Below are 9,632 nucleotides of genomic sequence, written 5' to 3'. Positions count from 1 at the left end.
CGCCCGGTTACATTCCGAACCCGGAAGCTAAGCCTCACAGCGCCGATGGTACTGCAGGGGGGACCCTGTGGGAGAGTAGGACGCCGCCGAACAATCATTCGAGAGAAGCCCCCGCCGGTGAACCGGTCGGGGGCTTCTCTGTTGTAAGGTCAATGTGCATTGTCATCGCACGGTACAGGAGGCCACCGGGTGGAGGTCCAGGAGACGCGGGTCCAGACCGATCGCGTCCTCACCATCCCCAACTTGCTGAGCATGGGCCGGCTGGTGGGTGTTCCGCTCTTCCTCTGGCTCATTCTCTGGCCGGTGTTCGACGGGCCCAACAACGACGGTTGGGCGCTGCTGATCCTGGCGCTCAGCGGTGTCAGTGACTACCTGGACGGAAAGCTCGCCCGGCGGTGGGGGCAGGTCAGCCGGGTGGGGCAGTTGCTCGATCCGCTGGCGGACCGGCTCTATGTGCTGTCCACCCTGGTCGGTTTGACGTGGCGTGGGATTCTGCCGTGGTGGGTGACGGGCATTCTGCTGGCGCGCGAGGTCTTTATCGCCGCGCTCCTGCCCATTCTGAACCGGCACGGATACGGGCCGCTCCAGGTGAGTTTCCTGGGGAAGGCCGCGACCTTCAACCTGATGTACGCGTTTCCGCTTCTCCTGCTCGGCAGCGGGGACAGCTGGATCGCGCGGCCGGCCGAGGTGGTGAGCTGGGCCTTCATCTGGTGGGGGACCACGCTGTACTGGTGGGCCGGCATTCTCTACGCCGTGCAGGCGCGGCAGATCGTGCGGGCGAGCTCGAAGGGCTCCGCGTCCACAGTCTGAGACGTGATCTGAGAGAAGTGCCACGGCGCCTCGGTGCGTCGGACGATGCCTTCCGGGTAGAGGACCCTCTGGAACGGTTTGATGGGCCTGTAGGTCCAGCACCGCGAAGGAGGACGCACCCGTAATGAAAGCCGTTGTAATGGCAGGGGGCGAAGGCACCCGACTCCGCCCGATGACCTCCAGCATGCCGAAGCCGCTGCTTCCGGTGGCCAATAGGCCGATCATGGAGCACGTGCTTCGACTACTGAAGCGGCACGGCCTCTCCGACACCGTCGTCACCGTCCAGTTCCTGGCGTCACTGGTCAAGAACTACTTCGGTGACGGCGAGGAACTGGGCATGCACCTCACCTATGCCCACGAGGAGACGCCGCTCGGCACTGCGGGGAGTGTCAAGAACGCCGAGGACGCGTTGAAGGACGACTCCTTTCTGGTGATCTCCGGTGACGCACTGACCGACTTCAACCTCTCCGAATTGATCGACTTTCACCGGAGCAAGAACGCACTGGTCACCGTCTGTCTCACCAGGGTGCCCAATCCGCTGGAGTTCGGTATCACGATCACCGACGACGACGGGCGGGTCGAGCGCTTCCTGGAGAAGCCGACCTGGGGGCAGGTCTTCTCGGACACGGTGAACACCGGTATCTACGTGATGGAACCCGAGGTCTTCGACTACGTCGCCGCGGGGGAGTCCGTGGACTGGTCGAGCGACGTCTTCCCTCAGCTGTTGAAGGAGGGCAAGCGGGTCTACGGGTACGTCGCCGAGGGCTACTGGGAGGACGTGGGCACCCACGAGAGCTACGGCAAGGCCCAGGCGGACGTCCTGGAGGGCAAGGTCGACGTCGAGATCGACGGGTTCGAGATCTCGCCCGGCGTGTGGGTGGCCGAGGGCGCCGAGGTGGACCCGGAGGCGGTGCTGCGCGGGCCGCTGTACATCGGGGACTACGCCAAGGTCGAGGCCGGTGTCGAGATCCGCGAGCACACCGTGCTCGGCAGCAACGTGGTCGTGAAGCGCGGCGCCTTCCTGCACCGCGCCGTCGTCCACGACAACGTCTACGTCGGGCCGCAGAGCAACCTCCGCGGCTGTGTGGTCGGCAAGAACACCGACGTCATGCGGGCCGCGCGGATCGAGGACGGCGCGGTGATCGGGGACGAGTGCCTGATCGGCGAGGAGTCGATCATCGCGGCCAACGTCCGGGTCTACCCGTTCAAGACGATCGAGGCCGGTGCCGTCGTCAACACCTCGGTCATCTGGGAGTCCCGCGGGCAGGAGCACCTGTTCGGCGTGCGCGGCGTGTCGGGGATCCTCAACGTCGAGATCACCCCCGAGCTCGCCGTCCGGCTGGCCGGCGCGTACGCCACGACGCTGAAGAAGGGGGCCACCGTCACCATTGCGCGTGATCACTCGCGTGGTGCGCGTGCGCTCAAACGGGCGATGATCTCGGCGCTCCAGACGTCCGCGATCGACGTCCGCGACCTGGAGAACGTGCCCATGCCGGTCGCCCGGCAGCACACGGCGCGTGGGAGCGCGGGCGGCATCTTCCTGCGGACCACGCCCGGGGTGCCGGATTCGCTGGACATCCTCTTCTTCGACGAGCGTGGGGCCGACCTGTCCCAGGCCGGGCAGCGCAAGCTGGACCGGGTGTACGCGCGCCAGGAGTTCCGGCGGGCCTTCCCGGGGGAGATCGGGGACCTGACCTTCCCGTCCAGCGTCTTCGACTCCTACGCCGGCAACCTGCTGCGGACCGTCGACACGACGGGGGTCCGCGAGGCCGGCCTGAAGGTGGTCGTGGACACCGCGCACGGCAGCGCGGGGCTCGTTCTGCCGAGCATCCTCGGCCGGCTCGGGGTGGAGGCGCTCACCGTCTCCAGCGGGCTGGACGAGGCGCGGCCGACGGAGGACGCGGAGACGCGGCGGGCCGGGCTGGCCAGGCTGGGTGAGCTGGTGGCGTCGTCCCGGGCGGCGTTCGGGGTCCGCTTCGACCCGGTCGGCGAGCGCGTGGCGTTCGTCGACGAGCTGGGGCGCGTGATCGACGACGACCGGGCGCTGCTGGTGTTGCTGGACCTGGTCGCCGCCGAGCGCCGCAGCGGGCAGGTGGCGCTGCCGGTGACGACGACCCGGATCGCGGAGCAGGTGGCCGCGTACCACGGCACCCAGGTCATCTGGACCACGACGACGCCGGACGACCTCGCGAAGGCGGCGTCGGCCGAGGGCACGGTGTTCGGCGGGGACGGGCGCGGCGGGTTCGTGGTGCCGGAGTTCAGCGGCGTGCTGGACGGGGCCGCGGCGTTCGTCCGGCTGGTCGGGCTGGTGGCGCGGACGCAGCTCACCCTGAGCCAGATCGACGCACGGATCCCGCAGGCGCACATCCGGCGGCGGGACATCGCGACGCCGTGGGCGGCCAAGGGCATGGTGATGCGCTCGGTCGTGGAGGCGGCGGGCAGCCGGCGGCTGGACACGACGGACGGTGTGCGCGTCGTCGAGCCGGACGGGCGCTGGACGCTGGTGCTGCCGGACCCGGCCGAGGCGGTCACCCACCTGTGGGCGGAGGGCCCGGACGACGAGGCGACCGAGGCGCTGCTGGACGAGTGGGCCGCGGTGGTCGACGGCGCCGGACGCTAGGCGGGGCCACGGCGGGGGCGTGCGGATGGTTCGTACGCCCCCGCTGTCCGTTTTCGCGACATTCGACGCGGTCCGCCACCGTATGTCGAGTGCGCAGGTCAGGGGGTGTGCACGAGGGCCTTCGCCGACATGGGACGATGGTCCGCATGCCAGCGACGCCGAGTGCCAGCAACGGACGGTACAACCGTCCGGACGCCTCGATGTCCCTGCTCAACAGCGTGATGGACCACAGCCTGGACGAGGGGTACGCGGAAGCGGCCGCGGCGCGGGGCGGTGAGCGCGACAGCCGGATACCCGTGACGCTCCGGGGGCTGGTCACGCTGGGCGCGGGGCTGGCGCTGGTGGGGACCGTGCTGACGATCGGCGCGGTGAACGCGCACGAGGCGGAGCCGACGCTCGCCAAGGAGCGGGACGCGCTGATCCACCGGGTCAACGACAGCAACACCGCGGCCGACCGCCTCCAGCAGCAGGTCCAGGACCTGCGGCAGAAAGTCGACAGTGCGCAGCGCCAGGCGCTCCCCGCGGGCGGCGACGGCGCGGACGGGCTGGCCGGCCTGGTGGGCCTGGGCGAGGTCACCGGGCCCGGGGTGAAGCTCGTCCTGGAGGACGCCGCCGGCACGGGCAACGGGGGGAACGTCGACCCGCGGGCCGGGCAGGGCTTCTCCAACAGTGGCCGGCTGCGGGACCGCGACCTCCAGCTCGTGGTGAACGGGCTGTGGGGGAACGGCGCGGAGGCCGTCTCGATCAACGGGCAGCGGCTGACGGCGCTGTCGGCGATCCGGGCCGCGGGCGAGGCCGTTCTGGTGGACAACCGGCCGCTGGTGCCGCCGTACACGATCCAGGCGATCGGGGACGGGCCGAAGCTGCTGAGCGCCTTCGAGAAGGACATGGCCGGGGAGTACCTGCGGCTGCTCGAGGAGAAGTACGGCATCAAGTCGACGCTCTCGACGCAGAAGAGCCTGACGCTGCCGGCGGCGGTGGGCGTGACGCTGCGGACGGCGCAGCCGGTGACGCCCGAGCCCTCGCCGACGGCGTCGCCGTCGCCATCGGCGCCGGCGGTGCCCAGCCCGAGCCCGACTCCGTCGGCCACGGGCGGAACCTCCGAGAGCCCGAGCGCGTCCGTTTCACCGTCCGCCACCGGCGCGGGCCCGAGCTCGAAGCGGCGCCCGACGGGCGGGAGCACGAAGACCACGACAGCGACAGGAGCAGCTAGACCGTGATTGCCGTACTGGGTCTCGTGATCGGGGTGGTCGTCGGGCTCTTCGTCCAGCCCGAGGTGCCGGACGCCGTCGTGCCGTACCTGCCGATCGCGGTGGTGGCGGCGCTCGACGCGGTGTTCGGCGGTGTCCGGGCGATGCTGGACGGGATCTTCAACGACAAGGTGTTCATCGTGTCGTTCCTGTCGAACGTGGTGGTCGCGGCGCTGATCGTGTTCCTCGGTGACCAGCTGGGCGTGGGCTCGCAGCTGTCCACGGGTGTGGTCGTCGTCCTCGGCATCCGCATCTTCTCCAACGCTGCGGCGATCCGGCGTCATGTCTTCCGTGCCTGAGCCGGGCCGCGGGTCGGCGGCGGAGGAGAACGAGGAGCACGTGGACGGCGTGGCTGAGGCGGCTGAGGCGGCTGAGGAGGAGGTCGCCGAGGAGACGGGGGCCGAGGCGAAGGCGGTTCAGGAGGAGGCTGTCGCGAAGGAGCCCGTGGAGGCCGAGGCGGCTGCCGAGGAGCCGTCGGAGCAGCCCGAGACCGAGGCCGAGCCCGAGCGCGTGCGTGCTGCGGAGCCCGTCGAGGCGTCCGCGCCGGAGGCCGAGGCGACGCCGGAACCGGAGCAGACTCCGGAGCCGGTGTCGGAGCCGGTGTCGGAGCCCGTCGTGGTGTCCTTCGTGAAGCGCGTCGCGGAACCGGCTGCCGAGCCCGCCGCCGACACGGAGCCGGAGCCCGAGCCGGCGCCCGAGCCGGAGTCCGTCGAGCCCGCTCCCGAGGTGGTCGACCGGAACACCGGGCGGCGGCGCCTCAAGGCCGCGCTCTGGCCGCCGCGGCTGTCGCGCGGGCAGCTCGTGGTGGCCCTGCTGCTCTTCTCGCTCGGCCTGGCGCTCGCGATCCAGGTGCGCTCGACCAACGACCACCACAACCAGCTGCGCGGCGCCCGTCAGGAGGACCTCGTCCGGATCCTCGACGAACTGGACAGCCGTCAGCAGCGTCTCCAGCAGGAGAAGGCGGAGCTGGAACAGTCCTTGGGCAAGTTGGAGAACAGCTCCAACCAGGCCAAGGAGGCCCAGGAACAGACCAGGAAGAAGGAGACGGAGCTCGGCGTCCTCGCCGGCACCGTCAAAGCCACAGGTCCGGGCATCGTACTCACTGTCGATGATCCCCAAGGGCAGGTGAAGGCAGATATGCTGCTGGACACCCTGCAGGAACTCCGGGCGGCGGGGGCGGAGGCGATTCAGATCAACGATGTTCGCGTGGTGGTCAACACCAACTTCACGGACGTGACGGGCGGCGGTGTGCAGATCGACGGCAAGAAGGTCTCGCAGCCGTACCGCTTCACGGTCGTGGGGAACCCGCAGGACCTGACGCCCGCGCTGAACATCCCGGGAGGAGTCGTCCGCACGCTGGAGAGCCATCAGGCGCGGGCGACGATCGCCACTCCGCAGAAGGTCGTCGTCGACGCGATCGTCGATCTGAGGACGCCGCAGTACGCCAAGCCGGCTTCGAAGTGACGGGGCGCCTGGCGAACGGCCCGTCACGTGCGGGCGGCACCCGGTGCGGGGAGCCGTCGTGGCGTGGGCGAGACTGGTTCATATCAGCACGCAACGGAGGAAGAACCGCCGCACCAACCGTCGGAGTACCACTCCAGCCGGCTCGATCCGCGACCGGGCCCGCAGCCTGTCCGAGGTTCTCACCCTGCCCCGCGGGCGGGTCTGTCACACGCAAGGGGATTCGCCCGTGAGTTTCTTCTCTAAGTTGTTCGGCCGTAACAAGGACCGCGACGCGGCCGTCGAGGCGCCGACCGCGCGCCACCGCCGGTCCGACGACGAGCCCGCCGTGCCCGGCATGCGCCCCGCCCCGGAGGCGGCGGAGTACGCGGAGCGGCAGCTGTACCGCGACGGCGGCGCCCAGTACGCGGGGAATCCGGCGGGCTACGGCGCGTCGGTTGACCCTTCCGGCGACCCGCGCATAGGTTTCCCGTCAGGACCCTCAACCTCTGGTGGAGGGTTTGCCCCGGACCCGTACGCCGGGCACAACCCGTCGGGTGTGCCGCGCCAGGAGGCTGTGAACATGGCTGGCCCCACTCCGTGCCCGCGGTGCGGCAACCAGAACCCGGCCGCGGCCCGCTTCTGTTCCAACTGCGGAACGGCGCTGCGCGGTGGCGTGCTGCCCGAGGGGGCGGCGGAGACCACGTCGACCATCTCGATCTCCGGCCTGGAGTCCTACGACCCGAACACCACGACCGGCACCGGCGCCACGCCGGCCCTGTCGGCCGAGGTGCTGGCGGCGATCGACGCGCTGCCGCCGGGCTCGGCGCTGCTGATCGTGCAGCGCGGTCCGAACTCGGGCAGCCGGTTCCTGCTGGACGCCGACATCACCACCGCGGGCCGCCACCCGCAGGGCGACATCTTCCTGGACGACGTGACGGTCTCCCGGCGGCACGTGGAGTTCCGCCGCCAGCCGGCCGGCTTCACCGTCGCGGACGTGGGCAGCCTCAACGGCACCTACGTCAACCGGGAGCGGATCGACGAGGTGCCGCTGAACAACGGCGACGAGGTGCAGATCGGGAAGTACCGGCTCGTCTTCTTCGCCGGTCACAACCGGGGGTACTGAACCCAACGTCAGCAGGAGCCCGAGTGAGTACGAATACCTCCGATTCACCTCTCGGGGCGGCCACGCCCGCGCCCTCCGGTCCGCATCCGGACCGGGACGGGCGCGGGGTGGTCGCGGGCCCCAGGCAGCCGCTGCGGCCGGAGCGGGCGGGCGCGCGGCGCCGCGGCGACGAGCTGCTGAGCATCGGCGCGGTGCTGGCCCACCTGCGTGACGAGTTCCCCGAGGTCACCATCTCCAAGATCAGGTTCCTGGAGACGGAGGGCCTGGTCGAGCCGCAGCGCACGCCCTCGGGGTACCGCAAGTTCAGCCCGGCCGACGTCGAGCGGCTGGCCTACGTGCTGCGGATGCAGCGCGACCACTACCTCCCGCTGCGGGTGATCCGCGAGCACCTGGACGCGATGGAGCGCGGGGAGGCGCCGCCCGCGCTGCCGCCCGCCGCCGACGCGCGGCCCGGCCCGATGGAGGAGGCGGACCGGGAGCTGGTCGCCGCCGCCGAGGCCTCGTCCGGCGTCCGGCTCGGCCGGGCCGAGCTGCTGGCCGCCGCGGGGGCGGGCGACGGGGACCTGGCCGAGTGGGAGTCCTACGGGCTGGTCGCCTCCGGGCCGGACGGCGGGTACGACGGCGAGGCGCTGCAGGTGGCCCGGCTGGTCGCGGAGCTCGGCCGGTACGGGCTGGAACCGCGGCACCTGCGGGCCATGAAGGCCGCCGCCGACCGGGAGGTCGCCCTCGTCGAGCAGGTGGTGGCGCCGCTGCGCCGGCACCGCAATCCGCAGACCAGGGCCCATGCCGAGGCCACCGCGCGGGAGCTCGCGACGCTGGCCGTGCGGCTGCACGCGGCGATGGTCCAGGCCGGGCTGCGGACCCGCCCGTGACGACCCCACCCCGCTGACCAGCGGCGTCGGGTCTGCGCTTTCATATCCGGGTCCAGAGCCATAGGGTTGCCTGTGTGAATGAGCTCGACGTCGTGGGTGTCCGGGTGGAGATGCCTTCCAACCAGCCGATCGTGCTGCTTCGGGAGGTCGGGGGCGACCGGTACCTGCCGATCTGGATCGGCCCCGGCGAGGCGACCGCGATCGCCTTCGCGCAGCAGGGGATGACCCCGGTGCGCCCGCTGACGCACGACCTCTTCAAGGACGTCCTGGAGGCGCTCGGCCAGCAGCTCACCGAGGTCCGGATCACCGATCTGCGGGAGGGCGTCTTCTACGCCGAACTGGTCTTCGCCGGCGGGGTCGAGGTGAGCGCGCGGCCGTCCGACGCGATAGCGCTCGCGCTGCGCACCGGCACGCCGATCTTCGGGAGCGAGGAGGTGCTTGCGGAGGCGGGCATCGCGATCCCGGACGAGCAGGAGGACGAGGTCGAGAAGTTCCGCGAGTTCCTCGACCAGGTGTCGCCCGAGGACTTCGGGGGCAGTGGTCCGCAGTAGCGTGGACCGGCCGGCGTACGGGCCGTGCAGTCGTTTTGCCAAAAACCGTCCACCTACCCACACTAGGGGCACGAAAAACCACTCTCCTGAGTGATGCGGTTTGTCCGGCTCGGCGTGGCGATCGTTGACGGGTCATAGGGGACTGCCTACCGTCAGGAGTGGCTGCCCGGGTGCCCGACGCCGGCGGTCTGGGTTGCCCGCAACACGAGTGGACGGAGGTAGGCATGAGCAGCACCGGCGATGACGCGGCCGTGGGAGGCCTGTGCGCCGTGCACGTGCCGCGCACCGCTCGCACCGTGACGGACCTGCCCCGGGTGGGCCGGTTCCCGGCCGTGCAGCCCGGCCAGCCAGCCATCGAGCGGCTGGCGCCGACCTCCGAGCTCATCGGCTACCGCGGCCCGACGGCCTGCGCTGCGGCCGGCATCACGTACCGCCAGCTGGACTACTGGGCCCGGACGGGGCTGCTGGAGCCCAGCGTCCGTTCGGCGTACCCGGCGACCAGTCAGCGGCTCTACAGCTTCCGCGACATCCTGCTGCTCAAGATCGTCAAGCGGCTGCTGGACGCGGGCGTCTCGCTGCAGAACATCCGGGTGGCCGTCGCCCATCTGCAGTCCGCCGACCAGGGCGACCTGGCCGGGCTGACACTCATGTGCGACGGCGCGACAGTCTACGAGTGCACCACGCCGCAGCAGGTCGTCGACCTGCTGAAGGGCGGTCAGGGCGTGTTCGGCATCGCGGTGGGCGCGGTCTGGCAGGAGCTGGAGCTGGCCCTCGGGCGGCTGCACGCCGAGCGGACGGACACCGGCGAGACGCTGCTCGGGAACGACCCGGCGGACGAACTCGCCCAGCGCCGCCACCGGGCGGTCTGACCACCGGACAGGAACACGATCGACGAGGCCGCGGGGGCGGGCCGGGGGCCCGCCCGGGCCCCGGCCGGCGGGGGGGGGGGGGTGGGGAGATAGA

General features: G+C 71.0%; 9 protein-coding genes and 1 rRNA gene. All 10 read left to right on the top strand.

The genetic code is table 11. From position 1 onward, the window contains the following. Positions 1–92, top strand: a 5S ribosomal RNA gene (gene rrf, locus AB0O00_RS21300); the annotation flags it as partial. A 97-nt stretch (positions 93–189) separates the two neighbouring features. Next, on the top strand, positions 190–810 hold the full coding sequence (locus AB0O00_RS21295; protein ID WP_363654023.1) for a CDP-alcohol phosphatidyltransferase family protein: 621 nt from the start codon (positions 190–192) through the stop codon (positions 808–810). A 124-nt stretch (positions 811–934) separates the two neighbouring features. Then, positions 935–3,430: a mannose-1-phosphate guanyltransferase gene (locus AB0O00_RS21290; RefSeq protein ID WP_363654021.1), complete on the top strand. Its 2,496-nt coding sequence runs from the start codon at positions 935–937 to the stop codon at positions 3,428–3,430. A 146-nt stretch (positions 3,431–3,576) separates the two neighbouring features. Then, positions 3,577–4,650, top strand: coding sequence for a DUF881 domain-containing protein (locus tag AB0O00_RS21285; protein WP_363654019.1), 1,074 nt, complete (start codon positions 3,577–3,579; stop codon positions 4,648–4,650). Beyond that, a complete protein-coding gene (locus AB0O00_RS21280; RefSeq protein WP_030062488.1) occupies positions 4,647–4,979 on the top strand; it encodes a small basic family protein in 333 nt (110 codons plus the stop codon). Before AB0O00_RS21285 ends, AB0O00_RS21280 begins: the two co-directional genes overlap by 4 nt. Before the next feature lie 316 nt (positions 4,980–5,295). Next, positions 5,296–6,144, top strand: coding sequence for a DUF881 domain-containing protein (locus AB0O00_RS21275; RefSeq protein WP_363654029.1), 849 nt, complete (start codon positions 5,296–5,298; stop codon positions 6,142–6,144). A gap of 334 nt (positions 6,145–6,478) precedes the next feature. Continuing rightward, complete coding sequence (locus tag AB0O00_RS21270) at positions 6,479–7,246, top strand: FHA domain-containing protein (RefSeq protein ID WP_363654027.1); 768 nt, start codon at positions 6,479–6,481, stop codon at positions 7,244–7,246. A gap of 131 nt (positions 7,247–7,377) precedes the next feature. After that, positions 7,378–8,118: a MerR family transcriptional regulator gene (locus tag AB0O00_RS21265; RefSeq protein ID WP_363654025.1), complete on the top strand. Its 741-nt coding sequence runs from the start codon at positions 7,378–7,380 to the stop codon at positions 8,116–8,118. A 74-nt stretch (positions 8,119–8,192) separates the two neighbouring features. Next, positions 8,193–8,669 carry a bifunctional nuclease family protein gene (locus AB0O00_RS21260; protein WP_329924794.1) on the top strand — a complete coding sequence of 159 codons (477 nt, stop codon included), beginning with the start codon at positions 8,193–8,195 and terminating at the stop codon, positions 8,667–8,669. A 224-nt stretch (positions 8,670–8,893) separates the two neighbouring features. Next, positions 8,894–9,538 carry a MerR family transcriptional regulator gene (locus AB0O00_RS21255; protein ID WP_363654017.1) on the top strand — a complete coding sequence of 215 codons (645 nt, stop codon included), beginning with the start codon at positions 8,894–8,896 and terminating at the stop codon, positions 9,536–9,538. Positions 9,539–9,632 lie beyond the last annotated feature (94 nt).

The sequence above is a fragment of the Kitasatospora sp. NPDC093558 genome, from assembly GCF_040683475.1.
Taxonomy (GTDB): domain Bacteria; phylum Actinomycetota; class Actinomycetes; order Streptomycetales; family Streptomycetaceae; genus Kitasatospora.
This window is presented reverse-complemented; position numbering and strand designations above follow the sequence as displayed.

Coding starts and splice junctions, on each gene's coding strand:
- AB0O00_RS21255 (WP_363654017.1), top strand. CDS start 8,894: ATGAGCAGCACCGGCGATGACGCGGCCGTGGGAGGCCTGTGCGCCGTG.
- AB0O00_RS21290 (WP_363654021.1), top strand. CDS start 935: ATGAAAGCCGTTGTAATGGCAGGGGGCGAAGGCACCCGACTCCGCCCG.
- AB0O00_RS21270 (WP_363654027.1), top strand. CDS start 6,479: ATGCGCCCCGCCCCGGAGGCGGCGGAGTACGCGGAGCGGCAGCTGTAC.
- AB0O00_RS21285 (WP_363654019.1), top strand. CDS start 3,577: ATGCCAGCGACGCCGAGTGCCAGCAACGGACGGTACAACCGTCCGGAC.